This is a genomic window from Hominiventricola aquisgranensis (assembly GCF_040096225.1).
Lineage (GTDB): Bacteria > Bacillota > Clostridia > Lachnospirales > Lachnospiraceae > Hominiventricola > Hominiventricola aquisgranensis.
The window spans coordinates 45,235-66,889 of the sequence record NZ_JBBMFC010000008.1; the positions used below are offsets into that span (position 1 = coordinate 45,235).

At 41.1% G+C, this 21,655-nt stretch carries 16 protein-coding genes and 1 CRISPR repeat array; of the genes, 2 read left to right on the plus strand and 14 right to left on the minus strand.

What is annotated here, in order from left to right:
• Nucleotides 1-62 precede the first annotated feature (62 nt).
• Nucleotides 63-4,313, plus strand: a complete 4,251-nt coding sequence (locus WMO62_RS05990; RefSeq protein WP_349144118.1) for an acyl-CoA dehydratase activase-related protein — start codon at nucleotides 63-65, stop codon at nucleotides 4,311-4,313.
• Nucleotides 4,314-4,444: 131 nt separating this feature from the next.
• On the opposite strand, the gene WMO62_RS05995 is transcribed toward WMO62_RS05990, so the two are convergent.
• The 14 genes from WMO62_RS05995 to cas9 form a co-directional block, all read right to left on the minus strand.
• Nucleotides 4,445-6,169: an AAA family ATPase gene (locus WMO62_RS05995; RefSeq protein WP_349144119.1), complete on the minus strand. Its 1,725-nt coding sequence runs from the start codon at nucleotides 6,167-6,169 to the stop codon at nucleotides 4,445-4,447.
• A 269-nt stretch (nucleotides 6,170-6,438) separates the two neighbouring features.
• Nucleotides 6,439-7,353 carry a MetQ/NlpA family ABC transporter substrate-binding protein gene (locus WMO62_RS06000; RefSeq protein WP_349144120.1) on the minus strand — a complete coding sequence of 305 codons (915 nt, stop codon included), beginning with the start codon at nucleotides 7,351-7,353 and terminating at the stop codon, nucleotides 6,439-6,441.
• A 95-nt stretch (nucleotides 7,354-7,448) separates the two neighbouring features.
• Nucleotides 7,449-8,108 (minus strand): methionine ABC transporter permease, encoded by a 660-nt coding sequence (locus WMO62_RS06005; RefSeq protein ID WP_117498334.1) that lies wholly within the window; start codon nucleotides 8,106-8,108, stop codon nucleotides 7,449-7,451.
• Nucleotides 8,098-9,141 carry a methionine ABC transporter ATP-binding protein gene (locus tag WMO62_RS06010; protein WP_349144121.1) on the minus strand — a complete coding sequence of 348 codons (1,044 nt, stop codon included), beginning with the start codon at nucleotides 9,139-9,141 and terminating at the stop codon, nucleotides 8,098-8,100. Before WMO62_RS06010 ends, WMO62_RS06005 begins: the two co-directional genes overlap by 11 nt.
• Before the next feature lie 84 nt (nucleotides 9,142-9,225).
• The gene (locus tag WMO62_RS06015; RefSeq protein ID WP_349144122.1) at nucleotides 9,226-9,348 is read right to left on the minus strand and encodes a hypothetical protein; all 123 of its coding nucleotides are present in this window, start codon (nucleotides 9,346-9,348) and stop codon (nucleotides 9,226-9,228) included.
• Between the two features lie 134 nt (nucleotides 9,349-9,482).
• Entirely contained in the window at nucleotides 9,483-10,388 is a 906-nt protein-coding gene (locus tag WMO62_RS06020) for a LysR family transcriptional regulator (RefSeq protein WP_349144123.1), read from the minus strand.
• 12 nt (nucleotides 10,389-10,400) lie between these two features.
• The gene (locus WMO62_RS06025) at nucleotides 10,401-11,078 is read right to left on the minus strand and encodes a DNA alkylation repair protein (protein ID WP_349144124.1); all 678 of its coding nucleotides are present in this window, start codon (nucleotides 11,076-11,078) and stop codon (nucleotides 10,401-10,403) included.
• Nucleotides 11,075-11,518, minus strand: a complete 444-nt coding sequence (locus tag WMO62_RS06030; RefSeq protein ID WP_349144125.1) for a DUF1810 domain-containing protein — start codon at nucleotides 11,516-11,518, stop codon at nucleotides 11,075-11,077. Before WMO62_RS06030 ends, WMO62_RS06025 begins: the two co-directional genes overlap by 4 nt.
• 20 nt (nucleotides 11,519-11,538) lie before the next feature.
• The gene (locus WMO62_RS06035) at nucleotides 11,539-11,709 is read right to left on the minus strand and encodes a chorismate--pyruvate lyase (protein WP_349144126.1); all 171 of its coding nucleotides are present in this window, start codon (nucleotides 11,707-11,709) and stop codon (nucleotides 11,539-11,541) included.
• The gene (locus WMO62_RS06040) at nucleotides 11,703-12,242 is read right to left on the minus strand and encodes a winged helix-turn-helix transcriptional regulator (RefSeq protein ID WP_349144127.1); all 540 of its coding nucleotides are present in this window, start codon (nucleotides 12,240-12,242) and stop codon (nucleotides 11,703-11,705) included. The genes WMO62_RS06035 and WMO62_RS06040 overlap by 7 nt, the downstream gene beginning before the upstream one ends.
• 1 nt (nucleotide 12,243) lies before the next feature.
• Nucleotides 12,244-13,923: direct repeats of the CRISPR family, unit length 36 nt; unit sequence GTTTCACATCCTTACAAACTTACAAGACTCTCAAAC.
• A 56-nt stretch (nucleotides 13,924-13,979) separates the two neighbouring features.
• The gene (csn2, locus tag WMO62_RS06045; RefSeq protein WP_349144128.1) at nucleotides 13,980-14,654 is read right to left on the minus strand and encodes a type II-A CRISPR-associated protein Csn2; all 675 of its coding nucleotides are present in this window, start codon (nucleotides 14,652-14,654) and stop codon (nucleotides 13,980-13,982) included.
• Nucleotides 14,651-14,956, minus strand: a complete 306-nt coding sequence (gene cas2 / locus WMO62_RS06050; RefSeq protein ID WP_349144129.1) for a CRISPR-associated endonuclease Cas2 — start codon at nucleotides 14,954-14,956, stop codon at nucleotides 14,651-14,653. The genes csn2 and cas2 overlap by 4 nt, the downstream gene beginning before the upstream one ends.
• A 4-nt stretch (nucleotides 14,957-14,960) precedes the next feature.
• Entirely contained in the window at nucleotides 14,961-15,833 is an 873-nt protein-coding gene (gene cas1, locus WMO62_RS06055; protein WP_349144130.1) for a type II CRISPR-associated endonuclease Cas1, read from the minus strand.
• Entirely contained in the window at nucleotides 15,830-19,861 is a 4,032-nt protein-coding gene (gene cas9, locus WMO62_RS06060; RefSeq protein WP_349144131.1) for a type II CRISPR RNA-guided endonuclease Cas9, read from the minus strand. Before cas9 ends, cas1 begins: the two co-directional genes overlap by 4 nt.
• A 354-nt stretch (nucleotides 19,862-20,215) precedes the next feature.
• On the opposite strand from cas9, the gene WMO62_RS06065 reads away from it, so the two are divergent.
• Nucleotides 20,216-21,574, plus strand: coding sequence for an MATE family efflux transporter (locus WMO62_RS06065; RefSeq protein WP_349144132.1), 1,359 nt, complete (start codon nucleotides 20,216-20,218; stop codon nucleotides 21,572-21,574).
• The last annotated feature ends 81 nt before the right edge of the window (nucleotides 21,575-21,655 follow it).

Below are 21,655 nucleotides of genomic sequence, written 5' to 3' on the forward strand. Positions count from 1 at the left end.
GTAGCATGTTTCAGACTGAAGATAATTGTGAGGAAAAGGCAGCTACTCGCTGCCGGAGAGATATGACTATGAACAAATGTTACAGACTCGGAATCGATATCGGTTCCACCACCGTAAAGATTGCGGTGCTTGATGATGAAAATCACTTTTTATTCTCCGATTATGAACGGCATTTTGCCAACATTCAGGAGACACTTGCTGACCTGTTGACCAAAGCCGTTGATAAGCTGGGTCCCATCGATATTTATCCGGTGATCACCGGTTCCGGCGGACTGACGCTGGCACAGTATCTGGATGTGCCATTCGCACAGGAGGTCGTCGCCGTGGCAGAAGCCCTGCAGACCTATGCTCCGCAGACGGACGTTGCCATCGAGCTGGGCGGCGAAGACGCCAAGATCATCTATTTTGAAGGTGGAAATGTAGAGCAACGTATGAATGGTATCTGTGCCGGAGGTACAGGTTCTTTTATTGACCAGATGGCATCCCTCTTGCAGACCGATGCAACCGGTCTTAACGAATATGCAAAAAATTACAAATCCATGTACTCCATCGCCGCTCGCTGCGGTGTATTTGCAAAGACGGATATCCAACCCCTGATCAACGAGGGAGCCACCAAGGAAGACCTGTCTGCTTCTATTTTCCAGGCAGTAGTCAACCAGACCATCAGTGGTCTTGCCTGTGGTAAACCGATTCGTGGACATGTGGCATTCTTAGGAGGCCCGCTTCATTTCCTGTCCGAGCTTCGGGAGTGCTTTATCCGTACTCTGAACCTTGATGAAGAACACACGATCATTCCGACATTTTCTCATCTGTTCGCAGCTTCCGGTTCCGCACTTCTCTCCAAGCGTGAGAAGGCCGTATCCGCACAGGATATGATTGATCGGCTGCACAACAAGATCCAGATTGCATTTGAGATCCAGCGACTGGATCCGCTGTTCAAGGACCAGGCAGAGTTTGACACCTTCAGTGAGCGTCACTCTCAGACAAAGGTTGTGAAAAAAGACCTTGCCACTTACGAAGGAAACTGTTTCCTCGGAATCGATGCCGGTTCCACTACCACCAAGATCGCACTGGTCGGCGAGGACGGCTCCCTTCTGTATTCCTTCTATCATAATAACAACGGAAGTACTTTACATATTACACTGGAAGCATTGAAGGATCTGTTTGACAAGCTTCCGCCCAAAGCACATATTGTCCGCTCCTGCTCCACCGGTTACGGCGAGGCTTTAGTAAAAGCGGCACTGATGCTGGATGAGGGCGAGGTGGAGACCATCTCCCACTATTATGCTGCTCAGTTCTTCGACCCGGATGTGGACTGTATCCTTGACATCGGCGGTCAGGATATGAAATGTATCCGTATTAAAAATCATACAGTTGACAATGTACAGCTCAACGAGGCATGTTCCTCCGGCTGTGGTTCCTTTATCGAAACCTTTGCAAAATCTCTGAACCTTTCGATCCAGGATTTCGCACAGGCAGCTCTCTTCGCAAAGCATCCCATTGACCTGGGAACCCGCTGTACGGTATTTATGAACTCCCGTGTAAAGCAGGCCCAGAAGGAAGGCGCCGGTGTGGATGATATCTCTGCCGGACTTGCTTACTCTGTCATTAAAAATGCGCTGTTCAAGGTTATCAAAGTATCCGATGCTTCTTCCCTTGGAAAACACATCGTGGTACAGGGCGGTACTTTCTATAACAATGCTGTTCTCCGAAGCCTTGAGAAGATTGCCGACTGCGAAGTGATCCGTCCTGATATCGCCGGTATCATGGGCGCATTCGGTGCTGCACTGATCGCCAGAGAGCGTTATGAAGGCCAGGAGACTTCCATGCTGAGTAAAGAGCAGATGGAGACACTGGAATATTCCACTTCCATGACTAAATGCCACGGCTGTACTAACAACTGCCGTCTGACCATCAATAAATTTTCCGGCGGACGCCGCTACATCTCCGGCAACCGCTGCGAACGCGGACTTGGTAAAGAGAAGAAGAAAAATCCGGCTCCGAACCTGTTCGCTTATAAAAATGAACGCCTCTTCTCCTATGAACCGCTGGCAGAAGCTGCCGCCAAGAGAGGTCTTGTGGGTATCCCCCGCGTCCTCAATATGTATGAAAACTACCCGTTCTGGTTCACATTTTTCACCAGACTGGGTTACCGGGTGGTACTCTCCCCAAGCTCTACCCATGAGCTTTATGAGCAGGGTATCGAATCCATCCCCAGTGAGTCCGAGTGCTATCCGGCAAAGCTGGCCCATGGACATGTGAAATGGCTGCTGACCCACAACATTCCGTTCATCTTCTTCCCCTGCGTTCCTTATGAGCGTTCGGAGTTCAAAGATGCCAACAACCATTACAACTGCCCGATCGTTACCTCCTATGCGGAGAATATTAAAAACAACATGGAAGAGCTGAAATCTGACCGTTTTGATTTCCGCAATCCATTCTTAAGCTTTGAAAGTCTGGAGATCATGACCAACCGCCTGATTGAAGAATTCAATGGCGAGAAAGGTATGACTGCCGCTGAGATCACAGAAGCTGCAAAAGCTGCCTGGGAAGAACTGCGCCAGGCACGTCTTGACGTATGCAAGAAGGGTGAGGAAACTCTGAAATGGATGGAGGAGACTCATTCTCATGGCATTGTCCTTGCTGGCCGTCCGTATCACGTGGACAGTGAGATCAATCATGGTATTCCAGAGCTGATCAACAGCTATGGCATGGCAGTGCTCACGGAAGACAGTGTCTCCCATCTGACACAGCCTGACCGTCCGCTTCGTGTCATGGACCAGTGGATGTATCACTCCCGTCTGTATGCGGCCGCTGATTTTGTAAAGACCAGAGACGATCTGGATCTGATCCAACTCAACTCCTTCGGCTGTGGCCTCGATGCTGTTACCACCGATCAGGTCAATGAGATCCTGACTAACTCCGGCAAGATCTACACCTGCCTGAAGATTGATGAGATCAGCAACCTGGGAGCTGCCCGTATCCGTATTCGTTCTCTGCTGGCTGCCATCCGCGTCCGCGAGAAAAAACAGGAGCCGAGAAAGATCGTCTCCTCCGCTTACGAGCGTGTGATCTTCACCGAGGAAATGAGAAAGAATTACACCATTCTCTGCCCGGATATGTCACCGATCCACTTTAATCTGCTGGAAGCTGCCTTCCGCTCCTGCGGATATCACATTGACGTCCTTCCAAGAGCCGGACGGAATGCAGTCGATCTTGGACTTAAATATGTAAATAATGATGCCTGCTATCCATCCCTGATCGTCATCGGTCAGATTATGGAAGCCGTCTTATCCGGAAAATACGACCTTACCAAGACTGCAATTCTGATCTCTCAGACCGGCGGCGGCTGTCGTGCTTCCAACTATATTGGATTTATCCGCCGTGCACTGGCAAAAGCCGGTTACCCGGATATTCCAGTCATCTCCATCAACTTGAGCGGACTGGAGAAAAACCCGGGATTCAAATATACACCGGAAATGCTGTTCAAGGGACTGTATGCACTGGTCTTCGGAGATCTGTTCATGAAGGTGCTGTATCACACCCGTCCGTATGAACTGATTCCGGGCGAGGCAAATAAAGTTTATGAGCGGCTGAATGGACGCTGCAAGGCATTTCTCATGCAGAAGCATCCGTCCTGGAGCAGCTATAAAAAGCTCTGTCAGCAGATCGTAGATGAATTTGACCATATTCTGGTAACTGATGAGAAGAAACCAAGAGTTGGTATTGTAGGCGAGATCCTTGTAAAATTCTCTCCGTCTGCCAACAATGGTCTGGTAGACCTGTTGGAGCACGAAGGTGCAGAAGCAGTTGTGCCTGACCTGATGGATTTCCTGCTGTACTGCTTTAAGAACACAGAATTTAAGGCGCAGTATCTTGGCAAGAAGAAAATGACCGCCCGCATGGGCCGCCTGGGTATCAAGGCACTGGAATTCTTCCGCAGTCCGGCCAACAAAGCACTGGAGAAGAGTACGCACTTCTCTCCGGCCTCCAATATCGACCATATGGCAGCCATGGCTTCTGATATCGTATCTCTTGGAAATCAGACCGGTGAGGGTTGGTTCCTGACTGCTGAGATGCTGGAGCTGATTGAAAATGATACACCAAACATCGTATGTACCCAGCCATTTGCCTGCCTGCCAAACCATATCGTAGGCAAAGGTGTTATCAAGGAGCTTCGTCATCGTCATCCAAGCTCCAATATCGTGGCGATCGATTATGACCCGGGTGCAAGTGAGGTTAATCAGTTGAACCGTATTAAACTGATGCTGAGCACGGCATACAAGAATCTTGAACGTCGGAAGGAAGCGTAAGGTACATAGAAAACTTCTATAGGCATGAACGCCACTGCATATAAGGCTCGTATGAAGTGTATCGGAACAGAGACAACAAAAACTCCCCACAGATAGTACACCTTGACAGGTGTTCTCCCTGTGGGGAGTTTTCATTGGACAAATGATTCTTCCGTCATTTTTTCAGCAATTACTTTGCATCTCTTCTTACAGAATGCAATTCCATACAGTAGAATATCTCTTCTTTCGTCATTCAACAGATACTCTTGATATCTTCTGTCCTTTATCTGTGCGATTGCTTTCTTGCACGCCTGTTCCATCTCTTTCGTATCTCTTGTATATTTAAGTTCTGTAATGATGCCTGCATCGGGATCATCGGTTTCCACAATAATATCTGCGAATCCCTCTCCTGCCTCTACATTGGACTTTACCAGCCAATCCGCATTTCCTGTCAGTATGCCTGTTAACAGGTTATGATACGAACTTTCTTTTTCTTCATTTCTGCCTTTTGTATCAAAGACACTGATCGAATTACTCAATACTTTATTAAGATATTTTTCAATTTCCTCTGTATTGCCTTCCGCAAATGATTTCCAGAAGGACTGTAACTGATCAACATTTGAAAAAAGTGATTTTTCAAACCATTCCTGTATCTGAAGCTTATATACTTCTCTGACTTCTTTATTGGGAATTACCAGTTTATAAGCTCCTTCCTCCGTCAGTCCAATCTGTGTCAGATATCCAGTGGTAAATAATACACTCCAGAGATTATCAATGCTGTTATCAATTTCATCATAGGTAAGATCCAGACGGATCTGCTTTTCAATTGCTTCGCCTGCAATCAGTCTTTCAATTTCATTTCGTGTTGTTTTGTTCGCTTTATTAACAAATCTTCTGACCAGATCATTTCCACTGGTATTGATCCAGTAGGTTTCTGGTCTGGCACCTGGATCATCTTTGATTCTGTCCACATGGTTGATCACATCCCATGGACAATACACATCCACATTTCCAAAATGATACCCATCATACCACTGTTTCGTTTCTTTTATTCGGTCTTCCATGTGATAATACGAAAGAATATCGTTCACTTCTTTATCTGTGAAACCAAACTGTTCATCAAATCTGACATCTGTAATAGACAATATTTTAAAATTGTTTAATCCTGTGAAAATACTTTCTTTGGAAATGCGAAGGCACCCAGTCAGCACCGCAAAGCTCAGGCTGTCATTAGTTTTTAATGCATCTCCGAAAATACCCCGGATCAGCGACACCATCTCTCTATAATATCCCTGCTGAAATGCTTTATCCAATGGAACATCATACTCATCTATGAGAATCACAGTCTTCTGATCATAATATTTGTTCAAAATCTCCGATAACGTCTTCAACGATCTTGTAAAAACCTGATTGCTCATGAAATAAGCACCATTCTTGATAGCAATCAGTGCCTTATATCTTTCCTTATCATCCAAAGTAAGTCTGTCGCTGTCTAAGAGGAACCGAAAACGGGCAGCCTCTGTTCCAATCAAATCAACAAATCGCTGTTTTGCCTCTTGAAAATCCAGACCATCCACATTTTTCAATGTAAGAAAAATAACAGGATATTTTCCCATATGTTCCTTACAAAGCTGCTCATTTCTGGAAATATTTAACCCGTCAAACAACGACGGATCTGCGCCTATTTCAAAGAAGTATTTCAGCATACTCATATTGAGCGTCTTGCCAAATCGACGTGGTCTGGTAAACAGATTCACTTTTCCGCGGCTCTCAAACAACTGCTCGATCAGATTTGTTTTATCGACATAATAATAACCATTTGTCCGAATCTCTTCAAAATTCTCAATTCCAACCGGTAATTTGACTGATCCGCTCATTGCATCTGCTCCTTTTCCATAATCGCTTTCATACTTATTACCATTATAGCCGAAGCCCTCTCAAAATACAATGTTCCATTTACCAGAGAAACTCACGCAAAAATCCGGTCAGGGAGAACACTTCTTTTTGTGTCCGATCTGACCGGATTCTTTGTGTTATAATGTTCCGATACACTTCATACGAGCCTTATATCCAGAGACTTGCTGGCTGTGTAATCGAACTTTCTATCCAAGGGGCTGATGCCTCGTGGATAATGTTGTACAAGAGATTACTCCTCGAACGGGATAACTGCTCCATCATATTTCTCGTTGATGAAGTTCTTGATCTCATCAGATTTGAGTACATCTACCAGTGCTTTCACACCTTCGTTATCCTCATTTCCTTCTTTTACAACAACTACATTTACATAAGTTTTAGCTGCTTCAGAATCAGATTTCTCATATGCAAGGGAATCTTTTGATACAGAGAAACCTGCCTGCAGTGCATAGTTACCATTTAATACAACATAAGCAACTTCATCAGCTACTCTTGCTACAGACTCTGCTGCCAGCTCTTCAATCTTTACGTTGTGCGGATTCTCAGCAATATCATTTACAGTTGCAGTCAGACCAGCACCATCTTTCAGAGTGATGATTCCATTATCCTGCAGAAGAAGCAGTGCACGTGCCTCGTTGGTAGTGTCGTTCGGTACTGCAATGGTATCTCCTTCAGCAATTTCATCAAGACTTGCTTTGGTTCCCGGATAGATTCCGAACGGCTCATAGTGGATCTTACCAACCTCTACCAGGTGAGTTCCTTTCTCCTCGTTGAAGCTGTCAAGATACGGTACATGCTGGAAGTAGTTTGCATCCATCTCGCCACTCTCTACAACCTCATTCGGAAGTACATAATCATCGAACTCGGTAACTTCAAGATCCCATCCCTGCTCAGCCAGGATCGGTTTTGCTGCTGCCAGGATCTCTGCGTGCGGTGTTGCAGAAGCTGCTACAGTAATGGTTCCTTTGGTCTCAGTTGCTGCTGCATCGGTCTCTTCAGCATCTGCTGCGGTATCCTCTGCTGCGTCTTCTGTGGTCTCTTCTGTTGCAGTTGTGTCTGCTGCTTCCTCAGTCTTGCTTCCGCAGCCAGTCAGTACTCCGACTGTCAGTACACCTGCTAAAATGCTTGCTAATACTCTTTTTTTCATAATAAGGTTCCTCTCTTCCTTTTTATTATGAATTGCAAAATGCAATTACATACGTTTGATTAGTTTTATGATACCTTTTGCCTCTGATATCATATTTACTTTCTGTGGTCAAATTTGTTTGCCAGCATCATTCCGATAGTCTGGAATATCTGGAACAGAACGACCAGCAAAACAACCGTGACGATCATGATATCCGTCTGCCATCTGGTGTATCCATACCGGATTGCGATAGCTCCCAGTCCGCCGCCTCCAACGGCACCAGACATGGCAGAATATCCAAGAATGGTTCCCAGAGAAATAGTTGCTCCCACCAGGAGAGATGTTCTGGCTTCTACCAAGAGCACTTTGGTAATAATTCTAAAATCTGACGCTCCCATAGATCTTGCCGCCTCGATTACTCCGGCATCCACTTCCTTCAGGGAAGACTCAACCATTCGCGCAATGTAAGGTGCTGCTGCCACAACCAGCGGAACGATCGTTGCAGTAGAACCATAACTTTTTCCGACTAACAATCTGGTAAATGGAATCAGCAGTACAAGCAAAATAATAAATGGAATACTTCTTACAATATTGACGATCACATCCAGGATCTTGTATACCAATGCATTGGGTCTGATTCCATCCTTATCTGTTACTGTAAGGACAATTCCCATAGGAAGTCCTATAATATATCCGGCAATGGTGGAAACCAAAGTCATATAAAGGGTCTCTCCGATGCCGGCAATGATCATATTCGTTACTTCACTACTCCACATCTTCAGTCACCTCCTCAACTGCCAGTCCATGTTCTGTCAGATACTGTTCCATATCTACCTGCAGATGTCTGTCATCCGGCAGGCCTAAGATCATCTCGCCTTTCGCCACTCCGCCAACATTTTTCGTATCTGCTCTCCAGATATTAACCGGAGTTCCAAATTTCAGGATCATGTTTGCAATGACTGGTTCAAATGCAGACTGTCCTGAAAATACAATACGTAACTTTCGGTCTCCCTGGATCCGATCCATCAGAGCCGCTGTTCTTCCTTCTCTGCGAATACCAGTCTCCGGTGAATCTTTCAGTATCAGCTCTCTAGCCGCTCTTGACTTCGGATGACTGAAAATATCCTCTACCAATCCATTTTCTACCAATGCACCTCGCTCGATGATCGCCACACGGTTACAAATCTCACGGATCACTGACATCTGATGCGTAATGATCACAATGGTGATTCCAAATTCTTCATTGATGTGCTTCAGAAGTTCCAGGATCGATGCAGTAGTCTGCGGATCCAATGCACTGGTTGCCTCATCACAGAGCAGGATCTTCGGGTTGGAGGCCAACGCTCTTGCAATGGCAACCCTCTGTTTCTGTCCACCGGACAGCTGTGCCGGATATGCTTTTTCCTTATCCTCAAGACCTACTGTTTTCAAAAGCTCTCTGGCCTTTTCCTTCGCTTCCTTCTTGCCAACTCCCTGGATCTGAAGTGGGAAACAGATATTGTCGATCACATTTTTCTGCATCAGCAGATTGAAATGCTGGAAAATCATGGCAATATCACTGCGCTGCTTTCTCAGTTCCTTCTCACTCAGATTTCCAAGATCTTTTCCTTCAATCAATACCTGACCTTCTGTTGGTCGCTCCAGATAATTCAGACATCGTACCAGTGTACTTTTTCCTGCTCCTGACATTCCGATGATTCCGTAGATATCTCCCGCTTCAATCGTAAGGTTGATATCCTTCAGTGCTTCTACATGAAGTCCTTTTTGCTCGAATGTCTTTGTCAGGTGTTTTACTTCTATTTCAGACATAACGTTTCCTTTCCCTTTTTATTGCAAAAAAATAACAGGCACCATCGCGAAGATGATTCCTGTCGATTTTTCTTTTATCAAAAATCAAACCGAAGCATCTGACGCATCACACATAATCTCTGTTCTCATACCCATAGACATACACATGCCTTTCATCATGCCGCTGCACATCCCTGAGGTATTCATGAAAAATGTTGTTGTCATCATCGTCCGGTTCTCCTTTCTGTTGTATTTGGATCTCTCCTGTTCACAATGGCTATTATAACAAGATCAGAAAAAAAGTGTTAATACACGTAACCTTGAGTCCGTTATAGGTATAACCTATAACTAATCTATAGGATTTACATGGCCTTTTCCTTGTATTTCTTCAGTTCTTTCACATAGATTTCCCCAATATGGCTGATCTTTGCACCCTTCCTCTTCAGATAACCAATCTTCATCTTCTCTGTCTCTTTCAATGGGATTGCCACATACTCATCCCCATTAAGGTCCTCACAGATGATACCTGAGCACAACGTGTAAGCATTGAGTCCCCTCATGAGATTCAGCAGAGTGGCCCGGTCATTCGCCTTGATCAATCGACGGTATTCGTAGGTACTTTTCATCTCCTCTGCCAGATACAGCGAACTGTTCTTTCCCTGATCAAAGGACAGACATGGATACTCATCCAACTCCTCCATAGAGATCACGTCCTGCTTTGCCAGTGGATGCCCTACCCACAAATATACAAACGTATTACACTGAAACAGTTCCACAAATTCAAGACCATTCTCCTTGAACATTTTGTTCAGAACCTGCTCATTAAAATCATTTTCACAAAGCACACCGATCTCACTTTTAAAATCCTTCACGTTCTCGATCACGCTGGCTGTGGTTGTCTCGTGCACTGCAAACTCATACTGCTCCATGCCAAACTGCTTCACTGTCTCCACAAAGGCTTTCACTGCAAAAGTATAATGCTGAGTGGAAACACTGAATTTCTCACGGGTCTTCTTGTCAATGTATTTGGATTCCAACAATCCAAACTGCTCCGTCACCTGACCGGCATAGCTTAAAAATTCTTCTCCCTCCGGTGTAATGACAATTCCACGGTTGGATCGCAGAAAAATGTCAAACCCCACCTCCGACTCCAGTTCGCGGATCGTCTCCGACAGACTGGGCTGGGAAATAAATAACTGCTTCGCCGCCTCATTGATAGAACCGCTGCGGGCGATCGTCAGGGCGTATTTTAACTGTTGAAGCGTCATGGTTGTCTCTCCTTATCTTTTCAATTCTTTCAGGATCTGCTTCTGCTCATCTGTGATCCGATAACTTTCTCTCGCCTTCTGGATCGTCTTATTATGCACCCAGACAGAAAGTCTGTTTTCATGAATATAAGGAAATGCAGCATCCCACTGTTTGGCAAGTGCCGTAGCAAAAAACCAGGCAATCATCATATTTACATAGTATTCCTCCGACTGCACCTGCGCCGGAATCTCCAGATACTCCGGCCGGAAATCCTCATCCAGATAAAAGCTCATCAGCATTTCCATGCCAAACCTGCAGGTATACGTATGTTCCGATGCTGACCAGCCCCGTATCTTTTCAATCAACTCCGATCTATGCCGCTTAAACACTTTCGGTGACATGATATCGCACACTGCCCAGTTGTCTATATATGGAAGAAACCGATCCGTCTCTCTGATACATCGATCGTAATCCTTGATCTCCGAGATCAGAATTGCATGTAAAATATCTTCATCATAGTATGTATGGGGAAGCTCTTCCAGAAATGCCTGCACCGCCTCCGGATCCTCCTTCGTCAACTGCTTTGCCAGCTTTCTCATGACCGGAATACGAACTCCTATAATCCGTTTCTTCGCTATCGTTGGGAGCAGTCTGCTCTGAAATTCTCCATAAGGCTTATCCTGCAGTGCAAATATCTGTTGCTGTATCATATATGCGCTCCTAATATTTCCAATGTTTTCTGATCCATCTTTCCATCAAAGTACTTGTCCAATACCTGCTGGAAAATCTTTACGCTTGGCACCGCTTGGGAAAATAATGTCATAGAAGATCTTAATTTCAAATCGTCAGGATATCCCATCACATCTTCTGCATCATTCGCAGAAAGCCCAAGCAAAACACCACAGATCTCGATCATATGCGCTCCCAGCATCGGATGCTGCATATAAGCCCTCGCTTCCTCCAGATCCGCAATCGCATAAAATCTGGAAGTACTGCTGAGTCCCAGTCCCACAATCTGCGGAAATATGTACCACATCCAATGGCTTTGCTTTCGTCCCTCACGGATCTCTTCCAAAGCTCTGCTGTATGACCGGTCATGCGCCTCCACAAAACGACTGAGATCTGCTTCTATTCCTCTGGAATCTCTCATGACATCATCCCCTCCCTCTATCAGATCAGGCTGTATTGCATCCATTCATAATGCAATCTTGACCCCTCCACGATCTCCGGTGGAAGAAGATCGCGTGCAACAGTCTTCAGTTCCTCCTCCGGCATGTCAATGCGCTGTAATAACGCATAGTCTCCGTCAATTCTTTCTACAATGTAGTCACAGGTTAGCATGGTTTCTCTCCTTCTCTTATAATCCATTGTCCTTTACGATTGGTTCCTTCTCGTACCAATAATTCATTCTTCTGCATCTTCCGAATATAATAATTTACTGTATTTTGGTTCATTTCAAGCTGATCCGCAATTTCCTTCTGAGAAATAGTAGATTCTTCACGTATTAATTTCAAAATGTTTTCCTCTAAACCATCAGATGCAGATTGGGTAGTTGATTGGGTGGTATTCTCTACACTAAACTTTTCGTTCAATGGAACAATAATTCGAAATACATCACCCTCAATAAATTCTGAATTCTTTCCAGAATAAATTTTGTTGTACTTATACAAGTTTCTCACACCTGAAGCCAACTTATCCGCATATCCAATATTCTGAAAGAAATCCGCAATAATAGGATTCTTTGGATAAGGCTCTGTACAATCCGATGTCAGAACACCATCCTGTAATGCCCGATTTGCATTCTCAACATACATCTGTTTTTTCTCAATCACAAATTTCGCCTGATATGTGCTTGTATATTCCCGATGCACCATCGTTTCACATCCTTACAAACTTACAAGACTCTCAAACAAACACCTGGCAAAGACTTCTGTTGGCTGCGTTTCACATCCTTACAAACTTACAAGACTCTCAAACGGCTGTGTATCACCCCTTGCGGGTGATATTGTTTCACATCCTTACAAACTTACAAGACTCTCAAACGCTATGTCCATCATAAAGTCCCTGTTGAGTGTTTCACATCCTTACAAACTTACAAGACTCTCAAACAAGTGAAGATAAAGTATGATCCGGAAACAGGTTTCACATCCTTACAAACTTACAAGACTCTCAAACCACCATCTGTGCTGATTTCTGTATTGATATGTTTCACATCCTTACAAACTTACAAGACTCTCAAACATCACAATTATCCGGTCTGTTCTGTTCTGCGTTTCACATCCTTACAAACTTACAAGACTCTCAAACGCTATGTCCATCATAAAGTCCCTGTTGAGTGTTTCACATCCTTACAAACTTACAAGACTCTCAAACTGTAGAGAAATTCTGCTTTTTAAGTTCTCAGTTTCACATCCTTACAAACTTACAAGACTCTCAAACTCCCGGTGGGTACGTGTATCAAGATCGCCGGTTTCACATCCTTACAAACTTACAAGACTCTCAAACGGGGATATGACATTCAGGGAGCGGTCTATCGTTTCACATCCTTACAAACTTACAAGACTCTCAAACTTTCCAATATGTATGCGACGGCGTTCTGTCGTTTCACATCCTTACAAACTTACAAGACTCTCAAACATTCCCATTGCTCGTCTTCCCATTTCTATTGTTTCACATCCTTACAAACTTACAAGACTCTCAAACAGTCAGCCGTGATTGCAAAACATGGATTTGGTTTCACATCCTTACAAACTTACAAGACTCTCAAACCACCACTGTGTTCATGACCCTCTAGCTATCGTTTCACATCCTTACAAACTTACAAGACTCTCAAACCTCCCATTCAGAATCAAACTTTGGAAGATAGTTTCACATCCTTACAAACTTACAAGACTCTCAAACTAGAGTATATGTGCACAAAGACGATGGAGAGTTTCACATCCTTACAAACTTACAAGACTCTCAAACCCAATAATCCACTTTCTATGATGATTAGGTGTTTCACATCCTTACAAACTTACAAGACTTTCGCCGGCTTCTTCTCTCGCCATCCGTCTGTTTCACATCCTTACAAACTTACAAGACTCTCAAACAGCTATAAGAAACTAAAATTCATTGCAACAGTTTCACATCCTTACAAACTTACAAGACTCTCAAACTGTATTATGAAGCGAAGAACGTATTCCGTTAGTTTCACATCCTTACAAACTTACAAGACTCTCAAACCTAAATCCATTTGCGACTCGATTCTCAAAAGTTTCACATCCTTACAAACTTACAAGACTCTCAAACAGTCTTGTCTTTTTCGGAATTGCTTTTCTGGTTTCACATCCTTACAAACTTACAAGACTCTCAAACTTCATTCTTTCATCATTATTTATAGCAATCGTTTCACATCCTTACAAACTTACAAGACTCTCAAACTGCTGTTTACGAATTGCGGTACCTGTGTTTGTTTCACATCCTTACAAACTTACAAGACTCTCAAACTCCAGCTCCTCGATACTGATTTTGAAGAATGTTTCACATCCTTACAAACTTACAAGACTCTCAAACCTCAAATTCAATTTTAGGTCATCACCGAGCTATACATATCGACATATGCTGTAAGTCTATTCCAAATTGATTATACAACAATCATGATCTACAATACATATTTTTTCATTTTTCAAACGATTCCTATGTACGTTTTCCAACAGAACAAATGACATTTTCTCATAAGCACTAAATTCATATAATTGTTCCATTTCACTATCAGACAAATATGTTTTCAAATTTACAAATATAATCACCTTTATTTTACATAATTGATGCAACAACCTTAAATACTCCACAATCCTCTCCAGTAATGTTACACCTTCTGTTTCTAATCGAACATTATATGCTTTTAATAAATTAGGAATATTTTCTTCAATATCAAACGTCACATGATATGGTACTTTTTGAATCATTTCTTCCAAATAAGAAACCACTCTCGCATGGGTCTCACTTGTTTCTACAAATAACCGGTCCACAGTTTCCATACACAGCTCCTGATAAAGTTTCTGCATAATTCGCCGCTCATTGAGATCAATAGAAAAAGGATCAATGATAATTTCTGCTATTTTCGAAAAAGTAATTATTTTATCTTTTTCCGACAAGATAATATTTCCATCTCCATTTCGTTTTTCTGCGCAGAAAGTTTCTATCAATTTCGAAAAAAAGATCGGTGATTCAGCCACTAAAATATTAATCTGGTTTTCCATTATGTTTAATTCGATTCCATATTCACCATAGGTTAATTTCATAAAATCACCAGTCTTTCATCCGAATTTAATACATCTGTTTTACAGTTTCCAACAATATATTCCATTTTTGAATACTGTTTTTCTGTAACTTTTAGTACCTGTACAATTCCAGAATATGGTTTATTTTTTCGGACATTTTCCACGATTGCATCTCCTACTGTCGAGTTCTGAGCCAGCTTACAATACACAGACTCCTGAAGCATTAGAAATCCACTTTTAATTAAATACTTTCGAAATGTCCGATATACTCTACGGTCATCCTCCGTTGTAACCGGAAGATCAAAAAATACTAATATCCTCATATATCTATAACTCATACTGATAAAATTTAATTAAAGAAATATCATTGGCACTCAATGCATCAAAAATACTTTTGCAATAAATCTTGATTGCATTATTGACATATTCTTTTCTACCTGCAACCAAGATTTCTTTTTGCAAAATTTCCAAAATCATTCTTTTTTCCTCAGCTTCAAACTTTTGTGGCATCATATCTCTTACCCTTTGATCCACAATCGGTCGAAAAGGTTCCATCAGATCTGATCCTAAGTTAAACTGATTAAACATGTTATTGTGAAACAGCCCCAACTGTGTGATATAACCGTTCAAAATAATTTCACGATTAAATGTTGACAACAAAATTCCATAACCATAATTCAGTGCAGCATTTATACTATTTTCTTCTGTTCTTGTAAAATCCATGCCAAATAATGCATTAAAATAAACCTTTGCAGCATGACCTTCCCTATTTGTCGCATCTCCGTATTCAATCTCTTCAACGTATTTTCGCAACAGTTGTACTTCTGATTTTCCATAAACATCCAGTACCTCTATCTGTTTTCTGATTTTTTCCGTTACAATCTCTGTCCAGATTACAGTTTTTTGTTGTTCACTCCATTTTATTTGCTCTCGAATCTTGGCACTGGTATCATGGCTCCCATAATATGGAAGAAGTTCCGAGGATGGATTTCTTTTCTCATCACAGAAAACAACCTTTATTTTCTTTTTTACCAATTCATTTAGAAGTGCTACTGTCAAAGACACCGCTGTTGATTCAATTATCAATATGGATATCTCGCTAAGATGAATCTTTACCGTCGTATCTTTCCGAACAACGAGATACCCTAACTGATAATCTAATTTTGCACTGCTTGACACTACAACTGTACGCCAACTCATACATTCAGCAGGTCTACCTGCTTTTCATAAAGTCCAGTTATTGATTGATGAATTAATTTAAATTCTTTTGATTCTGATATATTCTTACTCACTTTCATAGTTCCTGCTGATGATGTTTCTCCTATAAGTGTAAGATTAGCTTTTACAACCCCTATTTTACTTAAATTTAATAACTCTAATAATAATTGTCGTTGTTCAGTAATCTCTAACTGATTAAATTCACATATTCTTTTTCTTAATTTTTCTCCTACTGGATTCGGTCTCTTTGCGTAGATTCCTTCTAAATGCTTTTCGCAAAGCAGATTATATAACTCGCTGTTCTCTTCTTTTGTAATCACCTCGTCTATTGTCTCTTTTTCTAATTTTTTAATGTAGTTGATCCATTCCTGCCTTAGACAAAGCTGTACTGCATTACGCATGATAATTTGATTTCCTGTTTTTCCTGATAAATACATATAATACCCATCTTTTTTGACCAGTGACTGAATCCGAATCTTTCTTATTCTAATATCTGAATTTATCAGACCAAGTACTTCTGTACAATACACTTCCAACTGTTTCGGATCTTTTTCTATCCTATCTTTCCAAAGAATAGGAACAGTTTCTAATGTTCGTACTCTTTTTTTCTTCTGCTCATGCTCGACCAAAATAAAATAAGCTGTAGATACACTGCTAAATCCACCATATTTTCTGACATTTCGAAGTTTTAAATCCGAACTTTTCAAAGGAATATAACCATCACCCTGTGCTTTTTCTGCACCATATAATGTCTGATTTGCTAGTCCTCCCGTCCCTTCAAAACTAAGACGTGTCAACAGCGGTGTGTTTCTTGCCAACATTTTCCGTACTGTTTCAATCGTTATCTTCTGTTCTTTTTCTGGTTTAGCAATCCATGCCTCTTCTCCATTTCTTACAACATTCCACTCAAACACTCTGCTCAGATTATAAGGCTCTTGTTTTTTGATAAAATTGATTGGATTATTTGTAAACTTTGTATAATACACATTACCAACCACAATATTTAAATATGCATCATGAGCATGGTGAAATTCATTAACAACTCGAGATTTTAAAATCTTATATTGATTACGGAAATCCGATACATTTTTTGCTTTTGCATACACCATTGTTGTATCTGGCAATACTTCTTTCAGAATTTTAGTAATTCCTTTTGTTCCCTGACTGGTCTCCACAAGCTGTCTGGCAATAAATCCTGCTTTCTGTTCATCTGAAAATGGATTTCTATCTGTAAGCCGCTTAAATTTTTCATCATTAATCAATTTCTGATGATGAAGCTCTCTCCAAAATGAAATCTGTTTGTTATAAATGCTTTCCTCCAACGGATATTTATCACTCTTATGCGCATTTTTCTGTTTTTCAACCAGAACCATATTATTTTCCAAATTATCATCTTTCACAAAATGTCTTGGATAAATATGATCAATATCATACAAATTATTATCGAATAACTGACTCAAATCAATTATATTTCCTGTATACATGCATCGACCTCTTTGTGTCAGATACAAATACATTTTTTTACTGCGAATAGTTCCCGACTCTTCTGCATTTTCAATTACATTTTTCCAATCATGATCCTCTTCTCTTATATTTTTATATAAATCCAGAAATTTTTTTGCTCTGGAATCTTTTATATCATTTTTCTCCCCGTGTTCTCTTGTCATTTCTACAAAAAGACGTTTGGGTGGTTGTCCCATTACTTTTTCAGTCTCTTTTAACACGAGTAATGTCTGCCAAATCATTCTCTTAACTGGTGCTGAAAAATAATATCCTTCCAAATCTTCTGGTTGAATTTCTTTAAGTGTTTTCTCTAAATTTTCCTGTCGTTTTTCCAATTCTTTTTTATACGTATATTGGCTATTATCCAAAAGTTCCATAAGATTGTCATTGGTCTCCCACAACATTCGAATCAATGACATTTTTTCTCCTGTATCTTTTCTGCTTCCCTGTAGTTCGAGAAATTCTTTAGACAAATTTCCCCAGTCTTTCAGCTTAAATCCAAGGATTCTCTTTATCTGATTCTGCGTAAGAATACTTCCATAATTTTCTTCCATTTGTTCTTTAAGAAATTGTTTGGAGTTTCCATAAACAGTACACCAGAATATTATCTTCTCTATCATTTTTTTACAGGAATCTTCCTTCATCTGATCACCAAAAATTGCTCTGAATTTTCCATATGAACTTAGTGAACTATTTATGGAATCCATCATCCCAGTAAGTTCATCCTCTGATCCTTCCTGCAAAATTCCACAGCCTTTCAGATAATTTGCAATCGATTTTTTAGAGACTTTCTTTCCCCTTGTAAACAAATCTGTATATATTTTTTGTTTGATTTCTACGGGCAATTTTTCATTACGCACTTTAAGATTATTCAACTCATTCAGCACACTAAAGCATTCATATTCCAATGAAGATTTTGGTAAGACTTGCTCCCCTCCCATATAAGTACAGCGTCTGACCATACGTGAAATGAATTCCTCTGAAGTTTTCTTCTTATCAATCTTCTGATCCATATTCCACGGAAAGACTTTCCCTTCTTCTTTACGAATTACCCATCCATTTCCATTATTTTTTGCACTATTTGTTGATAACGGTCCAATATAATAGGGAATTTGAAATGTAAATAACTGTAAAATTCTCTCTGAAACAGATAAACCACTCTCATCTTTTTCAGATAAAAAGGAAAGGTATTTTTCTGCATTTTTCAAAATCTGCTTCATTTCTTTCGCATGGATCTGATTTGGAATTACACCATTTGCAGATGTCATCTGTTTCGGAAGGAAATGATTCTTTTCAATTTCTTCCATAATGTAAATACAGTCTTTGTCATCCGCAGGAAATTCTTTTAATATTTTTTTCAAAGTTGCATACAACGCATCTTTTGTACGCTCTGACATATTTCTCCGTTCTTTACCTCCAGAATTTACAGAACGGACATATGCACTATAAGTTGCTTTTTCTACACTACGAAACAAAAACGCATACTGTTCCCGTGTCCCATACTTTTTGATTACACACTTAAGTTTTTTTAAATCATTCTTATGTTTCTCATATTCCTGTACTCGTGCTTCTGATAAATACTTATGCGTTCCCATAATTTGATTCAGCGTTGCAGAATCATACAATTCCTTCATACAAAGAATTAAATCAAAACGTTCTTCTCCCAAAATATCTGCAAGTTCTTCTGCTTTTTCGTCAAATCCACTGTCTGAGAAATTGATCTTAATACTTTTATCAAAATCATCTGCAAGCTTCTTTCCATACAAAACTTTTACACTCTTGTCCAATCCAAGAATACACTCTAATAAAGCAATATGTTGTTTCTGCTTTTTATCAATACCAAGTAAATCAATTAGTTTTTCCGCTTTTTTCTTTCTTGAAAGATCCCTTGCACACATCAAATTCTGAAACTGAACTTCACCAAATTCAATTGGAAATTCCAATTCCAACACATCTCTTGCCATCAATACAAAATCACAATAAATGTCTTTCATCTTTCGATTTTCACCATCAATTCCAAGAGATGCATTCAAAAAATGCCCGCGGTGTTTATACATATTTAAAAGTGCCAGATATATTAATCTCACATCATGAGGTTCCTGAGAATGTAATAACTCCTTGCGAAGATGGTAAATTGTTGGATACTCTTTAAAATAATCTTTATCCGTGTAATTCTTATCCGCAAAAATCCCGTATTTTTCGTTTACTTCTTCATCTTTATCTTCCTGAAAATATTTACTGTTTTCCAGTCTCTGAAAAAAATTAGGATCTACTTTTATAACTTCATCATGAAAATACTCTTTTAATAAACCAATTCTTACAACTTCTCTCTGTCTTCGTCTTCTGGCGACTCGAAATGTCCTTCTGGCTTCCGCAGTGTCCGCTTCCTCAAATTCACGAATTCCCCACATATCTCTTCCATGTTTTTTAATCAAATTATATTTTTCATCAGTCACTGCCCAACCAACAGATGATGTTCCCATATCCAATCCCATATAATATCCCATAAACTTTATCTCCTTTTTAGTTTTGTTATTTTCACTTGCATTTTCTTAAAAAGACTGCTATCATAATTATAAATTTACAAGACGAGTGCAAATAAGGTTTAACCGAAGCCGTCGAAAGACTCTACATGGTGTAGAACTTAAAGATCTGGAAACAGATCTTTTTTGTTACTTTTTTATATTTTTTGTTTCTTATTTCTGATCTTACCATACTTTTGCACAAAAATATACTGTTAACGTTTCATCGAAATGTTTTTTAGTTTTTTGTACAAATCGTCTCTTACCCACCTATCCAAAATATGCTATACTTGCCTCTGTTACAACACAACAAAGTCAAAAGAAATGAGGTGTACACCTATGTCTGATACAGCAACTGTTCACGATCAGTATTATGAGATGGCAAATGCACCGGTCAACCGGATCATTCCGAAGCTGGCTGTGCCAACCATTATCAGCATGCTGGTCACATCTATTTATAATATGGCTGATACCTTTTTTGTAAGTCAGCTTGGTACCAGTGCTTCTGGTGCCATCGGCATCGTATTTTCTGCCATGGCGATCATTCAGGCACTGTCCTTCATGGTCGGTATGGGAAGCGGCAATTACATTGCCCGTTCCATCGGTGCCGGAAAGCGGCAGCTTGCCGAACAGGTGGCTTCTGTTGCATTTTTTACGGGATTGATCATCGGACTGCTGATTGCGGTTCTGGGAAATCTGAGTCTTAGAAATGTAGTATTTTTCCTTGGTGCCACAGAGACCATCGCACCTTTTGCCCAGGACTATGCACGTTATATTTTCCTGGCTGCACCATTTATGGTCACTTCATTTATTATGAATAATCTGCTTCGCTTTCAAGGAAAAGCTCTGTTTGCCATGGTCGGTATCACTACCGGAGGAATCCTGAATATGATCCTGGATCCTATCTTTATCTTCAGTCTGGGACTTGGAACTTCCGGTGCAGCATTGGCGACTGCTCTGTCGCAGGTGATCAGTTTCTGCATTCTACTTTTTATGTGCAATACAAAAAAGGAATGTATCACGATCCATCCGAAGAATTTTCGTCCAACCTTAAGTATCTACAAAAATGTGATCTACGGCGGTATTCCATCCCTTGGCCGTCAGGGAATCGCCAGCGTTGCAACCATCATCATGAATGTAATGGCTCATCCTTACGGAGACGCAGCAATCGCTGCCATGTCTATCGTCAGTCGTTTTATGATGTTCATCAACTCCGCCATCATTGGATTCGGTCAGGGATTCCAGCCTGTCTGCAGCTATTGCTTTGGTGCGAAGATGTATGGCCGCGTCAAAGAAGCCTGCTGGTTCTGTATCAAAGTCAGCACAGCAATCCTGCTGGTTTTCTGCGTTACTGGTTTTGCTTTCTCCGGACACATCATAGAACTGTTCCGAAAAGGCGATCCTGATGTCATCCGCATCGGTACATTGGCTTTGAGATTGCAGCTTGTAACACTTCCATTACAGGGTGTGATCATTATGGGAAATATGATGCCCCAGTCGATCGGCTACGGCATCCGTGCCACACTGGTCTCCATCGGTCGCCAGGGACTCTTCCTGATCCCGGCACTGCTGATCCTGACACCAATCCTCGGTCTTCTGGGAATCCAGATCTCCCAGCCCATCGCCGACCTCTGCACCTTCTTCCTTGCAGCTTTCGTCATGAACGGAATCTTCAAAGAAATGGATGCCGCCAAATAAAGCCCGGGAAGCACATACATATACAACCTCGAAGAAGCCCAGGAAGCACACCTACATATGTAACCTCGAAGAAGCCCAGGG

What these genes read in the sequence shown, in the direction of transcription:
- WMO62_RS05990 (WP_349144118.1), top strand. Translation starts at nt 63, where the DNA reads ATGACTATGAACAAATGTTACAGACTCGGAATCGATATCGGTTCCACC.
- WMO62_RS05995 (WP_349144119.1), bottom strand. Translation starts at nt 6,169, where the DNA reads ATGAGCGGATCAGTCAAATTACCGGTTGGAATTGAGAATTTTGAAGAG.
- WMO62_RS06000 (WP_349144120.1), bottom strand. Translation starts at nt 7,353, where the DNA reads ATGAAAAAAAGAGTATTAGCAAGCATTTTAGCAGGTGTACTGACAGTC.
- WMO62_RS06005 (WP_117498334.1), bottom strand. Translation starts at nt 8,108, where the DNA reads ATGTGGAGTAGTGAAGTAACGAATATGATCATTGCCGGCATCGGAGAG.
- WMO62_RS06010 (WP_349144121.1), bottom strand. Translation starts at nt 9,141, where the DNA reads ATGTCTGAAATAGAAGTAAAACACCTGACAAAGACATTCGAGCAAAAA.
- WMO62_RS06015 (WP_349144122.1), bottom strand. Translation starts at nt 9,348, where the DNA reads ATGATGACAACAACATTTTTCATGAATACCTCAGGGATGTGCAGCGGC.
- WMO62_RS06020 (WP_349144123.1), bottom strand. Translation starts at nt 10,388, where the DNA reads ATGACGCTTCAACAGTTAAAATACGCCCTGACGATCGCCCGCAGCGGT.
- WMO62_RS06025 (WP_349144124.1), bottom strand. Translation starts at nt 11,078, where the DNA reads ATGATACAGCAACAGATATTTGCACTGCAGGATAAGCCTTATGGAGAA.
- WMO62_RS06030 (WP_349144125.1), bottom strand. Translation starts at nt 11,518, where the DNA reads ATGAGAGATTCCAGAGGAATAGAAGCAGATCTCAGTCGTTTTGTGGAG.
- WMO62_RS06035 (WP_349144126.1), bottom strand. Translation starts at nt 11,709, where the DNA reads ATGCTAACCTGTGACTACATTGTAGAAAGAATTGACGGAGACTATGCG.
- WMO62_RS06040 (WP_349144127.1), bottom strand. Translation starts at nt 12,242, where the DNA reads ATGGTGCATCGGGAATATACAAGCACATATCAGGCGAAATTTGTGATT.
- csn2 (WP_349144128.1), bottom strand. Translation starts at nt 14,654, where the DNA reads ATGAAATTAACCTATGGTGAATATGGAATCGAATTAAACATAATGGAA.
- cas2 (WP_349144129.1), bottom strand. Translation starts at nt 14,956, where the DNA reads ATGAGGATATTAGTATTTTTTGATCTTCCGGTTACAACGGAGGATGAC.
- cas1 (WP_349144130.1), bottom strand. Translation starts at nt 15,833, where the DNA reads ATGAGTTGGCGTACAGTTGTAGTGTCAAGCAGTGCAAAATTAGATTAT.
- cas9 (WP_349144131.1), bottom strand. Translation starts at nt 19,861, where the DNA reads ATGGGATATTATATGGGATTGGATATGGGAACATCATCTGTTGGTTGG.
- WMO62_RS06065 (WP_349144132.1), top strand. Translation starts at nt 20,216, where the DNA reads ATGTCTGATACAGCAACTGTTCACGATCAGTATTATGAGATGGCAAAT.